Annotated in this window: 16 protein-coding genes and 1 pseudogene; 13 read left to right on the plus strand and 4 right to left on the minus strand. The window is 37.4% G+C overall.

The genetic code is table 11. The annotated features are described in order from the left end of the window. Positions 1-50: 50 nt before the first annotated feature. The 6 genes from queG to AN957_RS07835 all read left to right on the plus strand — a co-directional run bounded on the left by queG (position 51) and on the right by AN957_RS07835 (position 8,355). A complete protein-coding gene (gene queG, locus AN957_RS07810; RefSeq protein WP_056683358.1) occupies positions 51-1,196 on the plus strand; it encodes a tRNA epoxyqueuosine(34) reductase QueG in 1,146 nt (381 codons plus the stop codon). Positions 1,197-1,391: 195 nt separating this feature from the next. Further along, the gene (locus tag AN957_RS07815; protein ID WP_053475050.1) at positions 1,392-2,270 is read left to right on the plus strand and encodes an amidase domain-containing protein; all 879 of its coding nucleotides are present in this window, start codon (positions 1,392-1,394) and stop codon (positions 2,268-2,270) included. A gap of 58 nt (positions 2,271-2,328) precedes the next feature. Further along, positions 2,329-2,802, plus strand: a complete 474-nt coding sequence (trmL, locus tag AN957_RS07820; RefSeq protein WP_053475051.1) for a tRNA (uridine(34)/cytosine(34)/5-carboxymethylaminomethyluridine(34)-2'-O)-methyltransferase TrmL — start codon at positions 2,329-2,331, stop codon at positions 2,800-2,802. Positions 2,803-3,425: 623 nt separating this feature from the next. Continuing rightward, the gene (locus tag AN957_RS07825) at positions 3,426-5,321 is read left to right on the plus strand and encodes a PrkA family serine protein kinase (protein WP_053475052.1); all 1,896 of its coding nucleotides are present in this window, start codon (positions 3,426-3,428) and stop codon (positions 5,319-5,321) included. A gap of 1,220 nt (positions 5,322-6,541) precedes the next feature. Beyond that, positions 6,542-7,711, plus strand: coding sequence for a sporulation protein YhbH (gene yhbH, locus AN957_RS07830; protein WP_053475053.1), 1,170 nt, complete (start codon positions 6,542-6,544; stop codon positions 7,709-7,711). Between the two features lie 464 nt (positions 7,712-8,175). Continuing rightward, entirely contained in the window at positions 8,176-8,355 is a 180-nt protein-coding gene (locus AN957_RS07835; protein WP_053475054.1) for a hypothetical protein, read from the plus strand. 325 nt (positions 8,356-8,680) lie between these two features. On the opposite strand, the gene AN957_RS07840 is transcribed toward AN957_RS07835, so the two are convergent. Then, positions 8,681-9,040: a hypothetical protein gene (locus AN957_RS07840; protein ID WP_056683360.1), complete on the minus strand. Its 360-nt coding sequence runs from the start codon at positions 9,038-9,040 to the stop codon at positions 8,681-8,683. A 53-nt stretch (positions 9,041-9,093) separates the two neighbouring features. Continuing rightward, positions 9,094-9,420, minus strand: a complete 327-nt coding sequence (locus AN957_RS07845; RefSeq protein WP_053475056.1) for a hypothetical protein — start codon at positions 9,418-9,420, stop codon at positions 9,094-9,096. Positions 9,421-9,897: 477 nt separating this feature from the next. Here AN957_RS07845 and AN957_RS07850 point away from each other — a divergent pair, with 477 nt between their 5' ends. The 3 genes and pseudogenes from AN957_RS07850 to AN957_RS27585 form a co-directional block, all read left to right on the plus strand. Beyond that, complete coding sequence (locus AN957_RS07850) at positions 9,898-10,107, plus strand: hypothetical protein (RefSeq protein ID WP_053475057.1); 210 nt, start codon at positions 9,898-9,900, stop codon at positions 10,105-10,107. Positions 10,108-10,234: 127 nt separating this feature from the next. Then, entirely contained in the window at positions 10,235-10,702 is a 468-nt protein-coding gene (locus AN957_RS07855) for a hypothetical protein (RefSeq protein ID WP_053475058.1), read from the plus strand. 86 nt (positions 10,703-10,788) lie between these two features. Further along, a pseudogene (locus AN957_RS27585) lies at positions 10,789-10,938 on the plus strand (sporulation protein YhbH); the annotation flags it as partial. Positions 10,939-11,101: 163 nt separating this feature from the next. Here AN957_RS27585 and AN957_RS07860 read toward each other — a convergent pair. Then, positions 11,102-11,491 (minus strand): RidA family protein, encoded by a 390-nt coding sequence (locus AN957_RS07860; RefSeq protein ID WP_053475059.1) that lies wholly within the window; start codon positions 11,489-11,491, stop codon positions 11,102-11,104. A 38-nt stretch (positions 11,492-11,529) separates the two neighbouring features. After that, the gene (locus tag AN957_RS07865) at positions 11,530-11,946 is read right to left on the minus strand and encodes a hypothetical protein (RefSeq protein ID WP_053475060.1); all 417 of its coding nucleotides are present in this window, start codon (positions 11,944-11,946) and stop codon (positions 11,530-11,532) included. 228 nt (positions 11,947-12,174) lie between these two features. Between AN957_RS07865 and AN957_RS07870 the strand changes: the two genes are divergently transcribed. The 4 genes from AN957_RS07870 to proC all read left to right on the plus strand — a co-directional run bounded on the left by AN957_RS07870 (position 12,175) and on the right by proC (position 16,666). Further along, positions 12,175-13,791, plus strand: a complete 1,617-nt coding sequence (locus tag AN957_RS07870) for an ABC1 kinase family protein (protein WP_053475061.1) — start codon at positions 12,175-12,177, stop codon at positions 13,789-13,791. Positions 13,792-14,143: 352 nt separating this feature from the next. Further along, on the plus strand, positions 14,144-15,094 hold the full coding sequence (locus AN957_RS07875; RefSeq protein WP_053475062.1) for an MBL fold metallo-hydrolase: 951 nt from the start codon (positions 14,144-14,146) through the stop codon (positions 15,092-15,094). Positions 15,095-15,198: 104 nt separating this feature from the next. Next, positions 15,199-15,810: an NUDIX hydrolase gene (locus AN957_RS07880; protein ID WP_053477476.1), complete on the plus strand. Its 612-nt coding sequence runs from the start codon at positions 15,199-15,201 to the stop codon at positions 15,808-15,810. Between the two features lie 37 nt (positions 15,811-15,847). Beyond that, a complete protein-coding gene (gene proC / locus AN957_RS07885) occupies positions 15,848-16,666 on the plus strand; it encodes a pyrroline-5-carboxylate reductase (RefSeq protein ID WP_053475063.1) in 819 nt (272 codons plus the stop codon). The last annotated feature ends 48 nt before the right edge of the window (positions 16,667-16,714 follow it).

The raw sequence follows: 16,714 nt of genomic DNA on the forward strand, positions 1-16,714 counted from the left end.
TGCCTTTTAACATACTTTCATTAATATATATGTAGAAAAGAGAGAAGCTTATGGACTTTTCGCAGTTTAAAAAAGAGATTATAGAATATAGCAAGACAATTGGTATAGATAAAATCGGATTTACGACGGCAAGCACCTTCGATGAATTGAGAAATCGATTAATTCGTCAGCAGGAGCTCCAATACCAATCAGGTTTTGAGGAGAAGGATATTGAAAAGAGAGTAAACCCTGCATTGCTGATGGATAGCCCACGTTCAATTATTGCGATTGCCCTAGCCTACCCATCTAAGATGAATGAAAGAGTAACGAGTAAAAAAGGGGAGCGGAGAGGCATTTTTAGCCGTGCCTCCTGGGGCGAGGATTATCATCTTATTTTACGTGATCGGCTGAAAAAGCTAGAAGCCTATATTATAGAAAGAGTACCTGAAGCCAAGTGCAAGTCAATGGTGGATACAGGCGAACTGGTGGATCGAGCTGTTGCAGAGCGTGCAGGCATCGGCTGGAGCGGGAAAAATTGTTCCATTATCACTCCGGAGTTTGGTTCCTATGTTTATTTGGGAGAAATGATTACGACCATTCCTTTTGAACCGGATCAGCCAATTGAGGACCAATGCGGAACTTGTAATAAATGCCTAGAAGCATGTCCGACAGGTGCGCTTGTTCAAGGCGGACAAATTAACGCGCAGAAGTGTATTGCCTTTCTAACACAAACAAAGGGCTTTATTGAGGAGCAATATCGCGAAAAAATTGGCAATCGAGTGTATGGCTGCGACTCCTGCCAAACAGCTTGTCCTGAAAACAAAGGAAAGAACTTTCATTTTCATGAAGAAATGGAGCCTGATCCTGAAATTGTTAAGCCGCTTTTAAAACCAATTCTGCAAATAAGCAATCGGGAATTTAAAGAAAAATTTGGCCCGCTTGCTGGTTCTTGGAGAGGGAAAAAGCCGATTCAGCGAAATGCTATAATCGCTCTAGCACATTTTAAAGATGAAACTTCTGTGGAAGAATTAATTGAAGTGATGATGAAGGACTCTCGCGCAGTGATTCGCGGAACAGCCGCATGGGCTTTAGGGAAAATCGGCGGGGAAATAGCCAAATTGGCATTAGAAAAGGCACGGGAAGCGGAAAGCGATGAAGAAGTGTTAGTTGAAATCGAGCGAGGTTTAGCGTTTTTTAAAAATGATTCCCGCATTTAACGAAAAACGAGAACCACGGAATCAAACGAGTTAAATGTTTTCCCTCATTACCCATAAACGAAGCACAGGGTAATCATGGAGACTTTTCAAATCTAATTAATTTAAAATGAGGAATGCCCCTTGGGCTTCCTTATTTTTTATGAGGTGAAATCGAGACTTCTTTCATATCTATAATAGTGAAAGGAGTGTTGGGCAGTGAGAGAACAGCTTCAAGCACATTTGGAGAAAAGGGTTCAACAATGTGTTTCGAATACAGGAAGCACGATCCATTCTTGTCAAAAAATTGAGCAGAAAAAAGCAGGATTGGGGAGTCGTTCAGGTGAAATTATTAAAGTTCATGCAATCGGGACGATTGTTACACTAGGCGAAGAAAAAGAGGATGTTCGTACAGTTCAATATCATGTCCATTTTAAATATTTGATCAAGCAAAAAAGCTTATTTCATATAGAAGAGGAAATCGAGACTAGAACAGCAGAATTTTATAAAGGCATATTAGTTGAAGATAAAGAGATCAATCCTTATGAAGAGTTAGTAGCTGATGATGAACCAATGGACGAGGAAGAGGCTTCGCTTGCAAGAATTTCCTATCAGTATGATCGGTTGAAAGCGGTCCAATATGCTGAAAGATGGTGGAATAGCTATAATCCTGCATATAAATCATTTGAAGTGGATTGTACCAATTATATTTCTCAATGCCTGCATGCTGGAGGAGCGCCCATGCGGGGATACCCGAATCGTTCGCAGGGCTGGTGGATGAGAAGTAATAATTGGAGTTATAGCTGGACGGTCGCGAATTCATTTCGCTGGCATTTGCCGGGTTCAAAAGTGGGATTAAGGGCCAAAGAAGTCTCTTCTCCGGAAGAATTGCTGTTAGGGGATGTGATTTGCTATGATTTTCAAGGAGATGGACGTTTTGACCATACAACAATCGTAACGGCAAAGGATGCGTATGGCATGCCCTATGTGAACGCTCATACGACGAATAGCCGGATGCGGTACTGGGCGTATGAGGATTCAACAGCATATACTCCGAATATAAAATATAAGTTTTTTTCGATAGTGGACGATGAATGATTCGTGAAGAAAACAGTGCTATAATAACATAGATAGCATGAATTTAGAGGTGAAAATCGTGGCATTGCATATAGTATTATATCAACCAGAAATTCCAGCGAATACTGGAAATATTGCTCGTACTTGTGCGGCAACAGATACGGTATTACATTTAATTCGTCCGCTTGGGTTCTCCACAGATGACAAAATGTTAAAGCGTGCTGGCTTGGATTACTGGCAATTTGTAAACATTATTTATTATGATTCACTTGATGAATTTTACGAGAAAAATGAGGGTGGTGAATTTTTCTATTTAACGAAATTCGGTCATCAGCCGCATTCTACTTTTGATTACAGTAACAAGCAAAAGGATTATTATTTTATCTTTGGCAAAGAAACAACTGGATTGCCAAAGGATGTTATTGAATCCAATAAAGATCGAGCATTGCGGATTCCAATGAACGGAAATGTTCGCTCCTTAAATCTATCCAACACGGCAGCCATTCTTATTTACGAAGCATTGCGCCAGCAGGATTATATCCATTTAAAATAAGAAAAAAGCTGCTGTAACCCACAGCAGCTTTTCTTATTATTTGTCTAGCTCCAGCACCTACCCCCGACGTACAGGACGTACGAGTGTCGACAATGCGACAGGACGTCGCGTTTTTGTCGACCTCGAGGTCACAAGCCGAGCTTCCCAAAAAGGTAAAGGACACCTTTCCGTAAAGCTCGTCTTGAGCTTGTCGTGGGTGATTAAGGTGCTTCTGCATTTCTTATTTCTCTACACCAGACCCTGGCTTGTCTTCGTACCCAGATGTTAAAATAGCTGTTAAAAATGCAACCATAACACCGATAATGAGAATAAGCTTCATTACTATGTATCCCCCTTTATAATAGTCAAGCATAAATAACAAATCCATTATAGCCCATTTACAAGAAACTGTGAATGAAATGTGTGGAGATTTTTCTACACTTCTTTACTTAGTCATCATAGAATACATGTCTATTATTGACATATTTCCCCTTTGTCATCCCGTTCGTTTCTTCATTAATAAAGATGACCAGATTTTACCTATAAAAAGGACAACTGATACAGGGCATAGATTAGCATGTTCATTTGTCCAGCCGCATACAGTATATTAACGTCTTGCGATCATGCGACAGGGGGAGGTCCTTATGGATATACTAAAAAAAATTGAGATGTATCGCCATGAAGAGGAAAAGCTGAAATGGGAAGGGACTTTTGGAGAGTATTTAGAAATTGTTAAAGAAAAGCCATGGGTTGCCCAGTCCGCACATTCCCGGGTTTATAATATGATTAAAGATGCCGGTGTAGAAGAAGTAAAAGGGCAGAAACGATATCAATTTTTTAGCAATCAGCTCTTTGGCCTTGAGGAAGCGTTGGAAAGACTTGTAGAGGAATATTTTCATCCGGCTGCTAAAAGGCTGGATGTCCGGAAACGAATTCTTTTATTAATGGGACCTGTCAGTGGAGGGAAATCTACTTTAGTTACCATGTTAAAGAGAGGGCTGGAGGCTTACTCTCATCACGAGAAAGGCGCGGTTTATGCGATAAAAGGCTGCCCGATGCATGAAGATCCGCTTCATTTAATTCCTCATCATCTCCGTAAGGATTTCTATGATGAATATGGAATTCGAATTGAAGGGAATTTATCACCATTGAATAGTATGCGGCTTGAGCAGGAATACGGGGGCCGGATAGAGGACGTCCTAGTAGAAAGAATCATTTTTTCAGAGGATCGCAGGGTAGGAATCGGCACGTTCAGTCCATCTGATCCGAAGTCACAGGATATTGCGGATCTAACAGGAAGCATCGACTTTTCAACCATTGCTGAATATGGATCGGAGTCCGATCCGCGTGCATACCGCTTTGATGGAGAATTAAATAAAGCAAACCGTGGTATGATGGAATTCCAGGAAATGCTTAAATGTGATGAGAAATTCCTTTGGCATTTATTATCCTTAACCCAGGAAGGAAATTTTAAAGCGGGAAGATTTGCCCTCATTTCTGCGGATGAATTGATTGTGGCGCATACGAATGAAACCGAATATCGTTCCTTTATTTCAAATAAGAAAAATGAGGCCTTGCATTCCCGGATTATTGTCATGCCGATTCCATATAATTTAAAGGTTACACAGGAAGAGAAAATCTATGACAAAATGATCCGTGAAAGCGATGTAGCAGATGTCCATATTGCGCCTCATACGTTAAGAGTTGCCGCGATGTTTACGATATTAACCCGATTGAAAGAGCCGAAAAAGGGTGATATCGATTTAGTAAAGAAAATGCGCCTTTATGATGGGGAAAATGTGGAGGGCTATAATCGCGCAGATGTAGAGGAATTAAAGAAGGAATATGCGGATGAAGGAATGAGCGGGATTGATCCTCGTTATGTCATCAACCGGATTTCTTCAACGATCATTAGAAAAGAAATATCATCGATCAATGCACTGGATGTTTTACGATCCTTGAAGGAAGGGCTGGATCAGCATCCTTCGATTACGCCAGAACTGAAGGAACGCTATTTAAACTTTATTTCACTTGCACGTAAGGAATACGATGATATTGCGAAGAAAGAGGTTCAGAAGGCTTTTGTCTATTCCTATGAAGAATCAGCGAAGACGTTAATGGACAATTACCTAGATAATGTTGAAGCCTATTGCAATAAGTCGAAGCTGCGCGACCAGTTAACAGGTGAAGAAATCAATCCAGATGAAAAGCTGATGCGTTCGATTGAGGAGCAAATTGGCATCTCTGAAAATGCAAAAAAAGCATTCCGCGAAGAAATACTAATCCGCATTTCTGCTTATGCCCGCAAAGGAAAACGGTTTGATTATAATTCCCATGACCGGCTTCGTGAAGCCATTCAAAAGAAATTATTTGCTGACTTGAAGGATGTTGTAAAAATTACTACTTCAACGAAGACACCAGATGAACAGCAGCTGAAGAAGGTCAATGAAGTGGTCGCCCGGTTAATTGATGAGCATGGCTATAATTCAACCTCTGCCAATGAATTGCTTCGCTATGTAGGAAGCTTGCTGAATCGATGAATGTTGCGGTTCTATAAGAATAGATAAAGGACAGTCACTTAGACTGTCCTTAACTTATTTCATATTTTCTAATCTCATTAAATTCCCTCAGAAAAACATCTGCATAGTCTTCAATCTTCCATTTGTTTTCTTTTTTATCATATTTATCGGAATGAAGATGATCGAGTAATTAAAATTTTCAATGAGCACCTAAAAGATGACAGATTAAAGTGTCACAAGAGTGAATTGGAAATATAAAGTGATTATAGATAAAAAAGGAATAAAACTTAAAGAAGTCTTCTTAATTTAGGAAGACTTTTTTGTGGATTATGGGGTTATGGGGTTATGGTAGTGAGTTCGGACAACGGCATTTAAATTCCATCTGAATCAGTCCGAAGAAGTCGCAAGTTCGGATAACAACAATCAAAATATAATTGAAGGAGTCCGAAGTGGTAGTCGGTTCAGACAACCACACGCAAAATTCAGTTGAAGAAGTCCGAAGAAGTAGCGAGTTCAGACAACCACACTCAAAATTCGGCTGAAGAAGTCCGAAGTGGTAGTGGGTTCAGACAACCACACTCAAAATTCGGCTGAAGAAGTCCGAAGTGGTAGTGGATTCAGACAACCACACCCAAAATTCGGCTGAAGAAGTCCGAAGTAGTAGTGGGTTCAGACAACCACACCCAAAATTCGGCTGAAGAAGTCCGAAGTGGTAGTGGATTCAGACAACCACACTCAAAATTCGGCTGAAGAAGTCCGAAGTGGTAGTGGGTTCAGACAACCACACTCAAAATTCAGTTGAAGAAGTCCGAAGAAGCAGCGAGTTCGGACAACCACACCCAAAATTCAGTTGAGCAAGTCCGAAGTGATTGCGAGTTCGGACAACAACACCAAAAATTCAGCTGAACCAGTCCGAAGTGGTCAAAAATTCGACACACATCCGTATCCAAATTCCAGCTTGTATTATCCGAATTCGTTTTTCATTCAGCTTGTCCTTGGAATAAATATGATTGCCCCATTATCGAAATTATGTGTAAATTATTTCGACCTCTTGCATAGGATAGAGTAATAAACACTAAATGGACTAGAGTTGTCCAGAGTTTGTTAGTTTTGTTGGAAGAGATTGAAGTTGGCAAACGGGATTTAGGAAGTTATGGATGATTGCAGTATGACACTCTCGATATTGTATGTTGAATAGTTCAATGTGTGCGAAAGAATTTAATATAAGGAGGGCAAAAGAAATGACCGATGCTAATAATCATCAGTTTGTAATTTCACAAGAAGATTGGTCCCTCCATCGCAAAGGCCATGATGACCAGCAGCGCCATCAGGAAAAAGTACAGGATGCAATTCGAAATAATTTACCAGACCTAATCACAGAAGAGAGTATAGTGATGTCGAATGGTCGAGAAGTAGTAAAAATCCCGATTCGTTCATTGGACGAATATAAAATTCGCTATAATTATGATAAAAACAAGCATGTTGGCCAAGGAGATGGAGACAGTCAAATTGGTGATGTCGTGGCGCGCGACGGATCAGCAAGCCAGAAGGGACCTGGAAAAGGGCAAGGTGCAGGCGATCAGCCTGGAGAAGATTACTTTGAAGCGGAAGTATCTTTAATGGAGATTGAAGAAGCGTTATTTAAGCAGCTGGAGCTTCCTAATTTAAAGCGAAAAGAGCAAGCTGAGAATCTTGTTGAAAACATTGAATTTAATGATATACGAAAAACAGGTTTAATGGGAAATATCGATAAAAAGCGGACGATGATGACCGCATTTAAGCGAAATGCAATGACAGGAAAGCCAAGTTTCCATCCTATTTATCAAGAAGATTTAAAATTTAAAACGTGGAACGAAGTGAAAAAGCCAGACTCAAAGGCTGTTGTGTTAGCGATGATGGATACGAGCGGCTCGATGGGAATTTGGGAAAAATATATGGCTAGAAGCTTCTTCTTCTGGATGACCAGATTTTTAAGAACAAAATATGAAACGGTCGAAATCGAGTTTATTGCTCACCATACGGAAGCAAAAGTTGTATCAGAGGAAGATTTCTTTTCAAAGGGAGAAAGTGGAGGTACCATATGTTCATCTGCCTATCGAAAATCCCTCGAGCTTATTGATGGAAAATACAATCCTCAAAAATATAATATTTACCCCTTCCATTTTTCAGACGGTGACAACTTAACATCAGACAATGCACGCTGTGTAAAGCTTGTTGAGGAGCTGATGAAGGTATCGAATATGTTTGGATATGGGGAGGTAAACCAATACAACCGCCACTCGACCCTCATGACAGCATACAAAAACATCAAAAACGAAGATTTCCGATACTATATTTTAAAACAAAAAGTGGATGTGTTTCATGCGATGAAGACGTTTTTTAAAAAAGAAAAGGAAACTGTTAAGTTATAAATAAAAAGGTTGCATATTTTAGCGATCGGTTCGTTTTTGGGATAGTAATTTATAATTAGGGGTTCAATTAGAACAATTGAGCCCCCTTTTTTAATGTTAAATTGTTTTTTTGCTTGTAAAAACCATTAGGTTGGAAGTCCAGTACAACGGTCAGGAATTATGGAGTACAAGTCGCTCTCACAGTGAAGAAAATGAGTTGTTTGTAAGGTCTAATGATTCATTATGGCTTTTATTATGTATTAGGCAATATTTGAAAATAAGAAAGTAACAATCAAAATATATTGTTTGCTGCTCTTGCGATACTCATTGGAAGATTATACAGGTATTGATATACAAAAGTACGTTTATTTTTTGTGATGCAACTTCCTTTAGAATTTCCAATTTAATCCATAAATTTTAGAATAATCTTTCTCACTAATTTGGATATATTATTAAATGTTATTTTCAAATAAGGAGAATGAGATATGAGATTATCTGGAGAAGGCTTAAACAATTTTTATGGAGTAAGTCCTAGAGCAAGGCATAAAAAAGGAGTTGATAGTATGGAACACCTATTTAGAAACCCAATCATACATAGGCAGATACATGGAGATACAGTATATGTTCCATTAAATATAGACAGAATTTGGAATCAGATAAGCTAAATAACACATATATTGGGAAAATTAACCATAAAGAACCTATTTTCTGATTTTGAAAAATAGGTTCTTTATATATAGCTAGATAAATATTAGAAGTTTATTTTACAAATATTAGGTTTGAGAAATCAAACATAACTCTAACTTATAACATTTCTGTGTATTTAATAAAGTAACTAGTTGGAATACAACCCGAAATTAGATTAGATCATTTTCTGAAAAAGTAATTAAATACCAAAGAGGCTCATATAGAGCCTTTTTTTGAAAAAAAGGGTGGTGTACATAAAGGGCCCAATATGTAAATTAGAGCAGCGTAGTTTAATATACTGCTCTAATATCTTTTTGGATTATATAGTCTTACATTAGAAGGATTGTTTATATCATACCCAGAAAAATTACTCATCTTTTTGTTCGTTAATTCTTCTAATTTTTTAACGGATTTTTGAAATTCACTTTCATTCATTTGCCCAGTAGCAAGAAGAGAACATAAAATAGCAAAGCCTATAGCTGAGTTATCAATATATACTTCCAAATTCATATCAATATCTGAATTTCCGCTATTCCCTATAGAATTTATATTATCATTATCATTATCATTATCATTATTATTTTTAATTGTTTTTCTTTCTTTAGTAAACCCATATGCTTTTAACCTGTCTTCATTCACAAAAATATCATTGTTTTTTTTCACTATTTTTTTCACCCCTTTGTTTAAAGGTGGGATATAATATATCCCACCACCACTTAAAAGTCTACATCAACATCAGTATTCTGTTCTTGATCATTTTCCTGATCTTGATCAGCTCTAACGCGTGCATTACTCCTGCTATTTAAACGAATATCCACACAGGAATTCCCAGAATTACTTACTATAGAACGAGATATATTAGTGTTCCTGTCGACATTTCGAACATCTGCATCAGCATCAGCATCGGCTCTGTTATCAATATCGTTTCTGAAATCGATATCGCTTTCAACATTCACATCTGTCCTACCATTGTTTCTTCTATTTCTAGAAGACCCTCTAAAGTAACTTTGGTTTCCATTATTGTCATACCTTCTTCTGCTCATTTAGATTCCTCCCTTCGCTTTCTTAATTACAATCTATTCATATATACACACAGTGTATGGACATATTACCAAGTGTTTTAGCCCCTTTTTAAAGCCTTCTTTTGTCCGCTGCAAATTTTAATGGCAGTATTATTTGTTGTTTTCTGTAAAATTTTATGTTGGCACTTCCGGATGGGATTGTTTAATAATATAGAAATACAAATCATTCCCTGGCGGAAGGAGGACAAAAAAAGCCCCAAAGAGATAGGGCTCCATGAGGCAAGATTAAAAAACAAACTATACTAGGTAGAATTTAAGACATGGGGACCATTGAAAAAGGATGGTTATCATGATGAATCAACAAAAAGGGACGTTAGTGCTGCACATGAACATCATGAAACACAACATTAAATAGGGCTTTAAATCGAACTATAGACGTTCTGAGGGGAAAGAAAAGTAAAGGTCTATGATGATATTAAAGAACGCTTAGGAAGCGATTTGGAAGAGGAAGAGAAGGGATTCTATGAATTCAGCATTGATGAAAAAGAAATGAATATGCTGCATTCTTTTCTGAATTGGTATGTAGAGGAAATCAAACTTTCAGCTGAAGATCAAGGAGCTGAAATTGAGAAAGATGAACAGGTTAAGATATTGGATCGATTGAGTGTGAAGATTAGTAACATTATAGAAATGGTAATTGAAAAATAATGGATTACTTACACGAAATAGCTGCATACTTTAACAGGCTATCAGACAAAGCAGACGAGATAAGGAAATTAGATAGAGATTAGTACAAACATTATAGGGACATGCAAATTATAGAAGAAGTTTTAAGATGAAAAGATTCAAACTCTTAAAAATGAACAATGATTCTCAAAAATGTCAATTAACAAGACAGGAATTATACAAATTTAACAATGAATATACTCCTAATAAAACAATTTATAAAAAGAACCAAAGGAATGCATTGGCGGTATTATCAATTTTTTCAATAGTACCTGCACTGCTTTTCTTTTTCTTTGGTTCTAGCATGGTTAATTATCTATTTTTTATCATTAATACAGCTATCCTATTTTTAATGTCAGGATACTATTTGACTTTTGCGTTATTACATGATCTAAAAAAATATCTTTTTTACTTGAATGATGAAAATTACGATATTGAAGCTTACTTCATTGGTGAACAAAAAGGTTATTATATTTTAAAACAATGTCGCCATGTTGATAGTAATAATGAGATTAATAAAATCTCATCAGTAATTCGTATTCCTATAGAAAGAATTAATAAAATGGAGATGCTTTAAATTTTAAGGGAGAAATAAATTAATATTTATTTTATGTAAGGCTGATAACTTCTGTTTGATAATGTATATATGATGTACCGTCAAAGCAATACAACCGCCACTCCACCCTCATGACAGCATACAAAAATATTAAGCATGAAGATTTCCGGTACTATATTTTGAAGCAAAAAGTGGATGTATTCCATGCGATGAAGAGTTTCTTCAAGAAGGAACAAGAGGATAAAATGTATGCATGAATGGGCTGATTTTTTATAGGCGGGGACTCTGAAAACGTCATTATTTCAAAATATACCGACTCCAAAATTCTGAAAACAAATTTTAGAGTCGGCTTTTTTAATCAACTAGGTTGTTTATGCTTCCCGAAGTTATCCTACTCGTGCAAAGACAATTTTCTAGTTGTTACATCTCTTTACAAGCCCAAGCATCAATTTCAATTTTAAATGCTGGGGCAGCAAGGGCAACTACATAAATCATTGTTGTACATGGAAGATGATCCCCTAAAAAGTCACTAATCACTTTTCTTCTTTCAGCCGCTTCGAATTCTCCAACCAAATAAAATACTAACTTAGTGAGGTCTTTAATCTCCATGTTCGCTGCTTCAAGGTTTTTTCTAATATTCTCTAAGGATATTTTCATTTGTTCAATAGGGTTTTCTGGAACAGTGCCATCTTGGTTCATACCTAATTGTCCAGATAGTGTAAGCCACTTACATGGCCCTGTTATTTCAATTTGATGTACATAAGGGGCAACAGGCGCATGAATCGATTCAGGATTACGTGAGTTTTTCATATGATCCATTCCTTTTGTCTAATTTATTTTGAAATGATTTATACCTTTAAAAATTGAAGCCGATAATTATTTTCTTTTTGAATTAAATAATTAGTGAAATTTTCAAGGGTCCCAACAAATTTATCTACACCCTCTACATGATAAAAGGTGGTCGTTTGATCAAAATGATAGATCTCCTGATTAGGAGAATATAAATAAATTCTTTTTTCAAGTCCAAGTGCAATTCCTAATTCGATATGACTGCCTTTTCCGGCAGGTAACAAAATGACAATAAAATCAGAGTCGATGATTGCCTCCTTTTCCTTCGTGCCAATGGTAGATAAATCTTCAATTGAGTTTGCTCGCTGGTTTTTCGTCCAATCATAGGAATGTTCATAATTATAGTTGATTAGCTTCTGTGAAAGTTCCTTAACTAAAGTGCTATTTTTAAAGCTTGATGCAATATAAAATCTCATTACCTATCACCTTTTTAAGAATATTTTATCATGTTTTGCTAAACTCGAATATGGAGGACTACTTAAGGGATAACATTACAACATTAGTGATTTCCATTGCTTTTAAGTATGATCAAAAAGGTTTCTAAATGGCTTAATCGTGATAAGTTCAGTTTCTTAGAAGGAGTACAGTGTCTGTTTGTTGAACTGTACAATAGAAGCAGTTCAAGAGAAGAGAGAGGTTTCTACATGGCAAAAAATAATAAAATGAACCGGATGTTTAAGGTGTTATCCTTGTTCTTCGGCATTTTTGTTCAGATTTACTGGTATAAGATAACTAAAAAGCCAGAAGCTGAATGGGAGAAACTGTGGGGGGCTATCGGTAAAAGAGTGAGGAAGACGCTTTTTGAACTCGAAGGCTTGCTAATAAAAATCGGCCAAATCATTAGTACCCGAGCCGATCTTTTGCCACAAGCATTCATTAGTGAAATAGAAGATCTCACAGACAAGGTTCCTCCTTCTGAATGGAGTCATATTCAAGAGATTCTTGAAATGGAGTGGGACAGCAAAATTTCGGAAAAGCTGCATTCAATTGAGAGAGAGGCGATCGCATCCGCCTCTATTGGAGAAGTGTATAAAGCTACGCTGCTTAATGGAGCAGAGGTAGCTATTAAAGTGCAGCGGCCACATATTCAATCTATTGTCCAAACAGATTTTCGAACATTGAGAATGGTTATTTGGTTAGCAAATTACTTAGTTCCCCTCCCAAAGGGATTTATTAATCTTAAAGTTTTGTTTTCAGAGCTGAAACATGTAATCGGACGAGAGCTTGATTTTTCTAAGGAAAAGGAGACACTTCTTTATTTTAGAGAAAAATTTAAGGAAAGTGATATCGTTCAAATTCCTTCTGTTTATTCAGAGCTTTGCACGTCGAAGGTGCTGGTAATGGAGTGGATTGAAGGAATTAGATTAACAGACCATCAGGCGATTGAACAGTTACCTATATCACGTAAGGAAATGGCTCAGCGGCTCATCAAGGTTTTTCTGCCGCAATGGCTTGAGCCTGGAATCTTTCATGCAGACCCGCATCAGGGAAACGTCCTGGTTTCTAAGGATGGGAGAATCATTTTACTTGATTTCGGAATGGCAGGAGAAATTTCAAAGAATGATGCGGCCGCCTTTCAAGGGTTAATCGAATGTTTCCTTGCAAAAAATTATATGAAGGCTGTTGAATGCTTATCCCGTTTAGGATTTTTGCTTCCCGAGGCGGATACAAGAACGATTGAAAAATTATTAGCTGAATGGATGTCTTTCCAGCCATCTCAATTAAAAGAAATGGACCTTTTTGCCTTAAAGATGGAATTGAATGATATGATTCAAGCACTTCCCATTCAGGTTCCAACCCGATTTGTTTTTCTTGGCCGTTCTTTTATCACAATTGAAGGGATTGTAATTAATCTCGCACCAGATGAAGAAATTATAGATTTGGGTAAGCCAGTTTTTATTGAATGGCTAAAAGGACAAGGGAATAAATGGTCGTTTATATGGCAGGTAATCCAGTCACAGCCAGTATTCAAAATCTTTCATTCTGTTAATGAGTTCTTAAAGACACCGCAAAAAATGGAGCAATTAAAGGAAACGGAACAAAGAAGACAATTCCAATTTGCAATCTTTGAAAATCGGAAAAAGCAGTCCTTTCAATTGCTATTGCTAGGATTAGCAGGCAGTGGAATAGGAATTTCTCTTTCAAATACAGTACTTATAAAGCTATCACTAGGTTTAACTTTTCTGGCAATTACAGGTTATATAATTACGAGCTGGAAGCTCAGGAAATGGATGAAATATATGCACGAAAAGCGAAGATAAATAAAGTCATGTGAAGGATGACGATACTGTCGAATTTGCTGAAATTCTTGATAGATAGATCCGCATGTAAACTGGTGCAATATATTTTATAATAAGGAATAGGTGGAGGAGAGTAAAATGAATAAATGGATTGATGTTTCACAGCCTTTACATAATAACATTCCTGTTTGGCCAGGTCCCTGAGTATTTGCAAAAAAAGTAGGATAATTGCAAAAATCCTTGAATATTTGCAAAAAAAAACAGGATAATTGCAAAAATCCCTGAGTATTTGCAAAAAAAAGCAGGATATTTGCAAAATTACCTGATATTTCACAAATAAAAGTAGAAAAGTTTTTAGAAAGGTGGCTTTCCAATGGATTTAGGCAGAGGAATATCAATCATAGATGCAATGGATTTAGGCAAAGAAAGAAGGACAGGCTGTTACGTCCTGCATGCAGAGGAGTTAACGATTGTTGAGACTTGTGCAAGTCCGTCCATTCCATTTTTATTAGAGGGGTTTAAGAGATTAGGCATTGATCCAAAAGAAATAAAAAATATTATTGTTACTCATATCCATCTGGACCATGCAGGCGGGGTTGGATTATTACTTGAAAGCTGTCCAAATGCAAAGGTCATTGTTCATCCACGGGGAATGCGGCATCTAGCTGATCCATCAAAATTAATTCTCGGAGCAAGAGCTGTTTATGGCGAGAAGTTTGATGAACTATTCGACCCTATTTTGCCTGTGCCAGACAATCGGTTAGTTGTTAAAGAAGATGGGGATACGCTCCAAATCGGAGAAAATCGTATACTTACATTTATTGATACACCAGGACATGCGAAGCATCACTTTTCAATCCATGATTCAATGAGCAATGGGATTTTTACCGGTGATACAATCGGAGTATTCTATCCACAGCTATTTGTGAAAGGACTTGAACTATATCTCCCATCTACATCTCCAAATCAGTTTGATCCTAATGCCATGCTCGATTCACTCGAAAAAATAAAGGCACTTGATGTTGAACGAATTTATTTTGGCCATTATGGAATGACAACAAATCCTTCTCATGTGTATGAGCAAATATACAAATGGCTCCCAATATTTATGGAGACTGGCGAAAAAGTGTGGAAAGAAAAACAAGATGATTCTATTGAAACGAAAAGTGAAGGACTATTTCAAGAGTTATTTGTTAAAGTCAGCTCATTTTTAACCGAAAAGGAGTTCACATTAGATCAAGAAATGACTGAGATCATAAAGCTTGATTTAAGTGTTGGATCGATGGGAATCATCGATTATTTAGCAAAAAAACAAACCAAATAAGATATAGGCGGCCAGATGAGTCAATTGTCTGGCCTGTTTATTTCGTTTTTCAGCCCTATCCGTATTATAATGGGAAAAAAGTGTTAATGACATGGGGTGAGAAGTTGAACGTTCAAGAAATAATCCAAAGGCTTGAGAACCGGAAACCGGGTATTCTAGGAAGTGAAGGATTTTCCAAATACTCCGTATTATTGCCTCTCATTCAAAGTGAAAATGAATTGCATGTTTTATTTGAAGTGCGGTCTAGTATGCTAAGAAGGCAGCCGGGTGAGGTCTGTTTTCCTGGCGGACGAATGGATCCATCTGATGAAAATGAGCAGAGTACTGCTGTTCGCGAAACATCAGAAGAGCTCGGAATCAGTGGAAAAAGCATTGTTAATATCGTTCCGCTTGACTACATGATTTCTCCCTTTGGTACAATTATTTACCCATTTGCCGGTTTTATCGAACAGCCAGAGGATATTCGACCCAATCCAAGTGAAGTTGACAGTATTTTTACTGTTCCGCTATCCTTTCTAAAGGAACATAAGCCTGAGATTTTTCAGGTCGAATATAAAGTAATGCCAGAAAAGAATTTCCCTTTGAATCAAATTCCAGGAGGAGAGAATTATAATTGGCAGACAAGAAAGATGGACGAGTGCTTTTATTACTATGAAGATAAAGTGATATGGGGACTGACGGCTCGCATCCTCAAGCATTTTACTGAGATCATTTAAACTGTCCTAACACCTTTAAAATGAGGAAGTGCTTTTTTTGAAAAGAAAAATTGGGTTTATCGGATGCGGCAAAATGGCGCAGGCAATGATTGGCGGCATGCTTCAATCAAATACCGTTCAGCCAGAACAAATCGTAGCTAGTGCAAGGTCACAGGAGACAATCGATCAAGCATCAGAAAAATTTCAAATTCAAGTAACTGCAAATAATATGCTCGTTGCTGAGCAAGCAGATATTTTATTTTTGGCGATAAAGCCGAATCTACATGCTCAAATAATCGAAGAAATAAAGCATTCGATAAAGAAAGATACGATCATCATTACGATTGCAGCAGGGATAAGCTTGGATTTTCTAGAGGAATCCTTTAATCAGCCGATAAAAGCGGTCCGCTCCATGCCAAATACCCCTTCCTTAGTTGGAGAAGGGATGAGTGCTATTTGTGCAAATGACTTTGTAACGAAGGATGAGTTAGAGAACATTATTCACGTTTTTTCAAGCTTTGGAAAGATTGAAGTGATTGAGGAAAAATTAATGAATGCCATACCAGCAATTAGCGGATCCTCTCCGGCATATGTTTACATGTTTATCGAGGCATTAGCCGATGGGGGAGTAAAGAATGGATTACCAAGAGAACAATCTTATCATTTAGCTGCCCAAGCAGTTCTCGGAGCGGCAAAAATGGTCCTAGAGTCAGCGAAGCATCCTGGAGAGTTAAAGGATGAGGTTTGTACACCGGGAGGAGCTACAATTGAAGCCGTAGCGGAGCTTGAGAATAAGGGATTCAGGTCTGCTATTTTGTCGGCAATGGAAAGCTGTACGGCAAAAACAAATTCTCTCTCTCAAAAAAACGAACGATAGAACAAACAGGAGGAGCAGTGATTACTGCTCCTCCTGTATTATTAAATA

It is taken from the genome of Cytobacillus solani (assembly GCF_001420595.1).
GTDB classification, from domain to species: domain Bacteria; phylum Bacillota; class Bacilli; order Bacillales; family Cytobacillaceae; genus Cytobacillus; species Cytobacillus solani.

What these genes read in the sequence shown, in the direction of transcription:
- AN957_RS07825 (WP_053475052.1), top strand. Translation starts at nt 3,426, where the DNA reads ATGGATATACTAAAAAAAATTGAGATGTATCGCCATGAAGAGGAAAAG.
- AN957_RS07860 (WP_053475059.1), bottom strand. Translation starts at nt 11,491, where the DNA reads ATGAAAAACTCACGTAATCCTGAATCGATTCATGCGCCTGTTGCCCCT.
- AN957_RS07870 (WP_053475061.1), top strand. Translation starts at nt 12,175, where the DNA reads ATGGCAAAAAATAATAAAATGAACCGGATGTTTAAGGTGTTATCCTTG.
- AN957_RS07855 (WP_053475058.1), top strand. Translation starts at nt 10,235, where the DNA reads ATGAAAAGATTCAAACTCTTAAAAATGAACAATGATTCTCAAAAATGT.
- AN957_RS07835 (WP_053475054.1), top strand. Translation starts at nt 8,176, where the DNA reads ATGAGATTATCTGGAGAAGGCTTAAACAATTTTTATGGAGTAAGTCCT.
- yhbH (WP_053475053.1), top strand. Translation starts at nt 6,542, where the DNA reads ATGACCGATGCTAATAATCATCAGTTTGTAATTTCACAAGAAGATTGG.
- AN957_RS07845 (WP_053475056.1), bottom strand. Translation starts at nt 9,420, where the DNA reads ATGAGCAGAAGAAGGTATGACAATAATGGAAACCAAAGTTACTTTAGA.
- queG (WP_056683358.1), top strand. Translation starts at nt 51, where the DNA reads ATGGACTTTTCGCAGTTTAAAAAAGAGATTATAGAATATAGCAAGACA.
- AN957_RS07865 (WP_053475060.1), bottom strand. Translation starts at nt 11,946, where the DNA reads ATGAGATTTTATATTGCATCAAGCTTTAAAAATAGCACTTTAGTTAAG.
- AN957_RS07875 (WP_053475062.1), top strand. Translation starts at nt 14,144, where the DNA reads ATGGATTTAGGCAGAGGAATATCAATCATAGATGCAATGGATTTAGGC.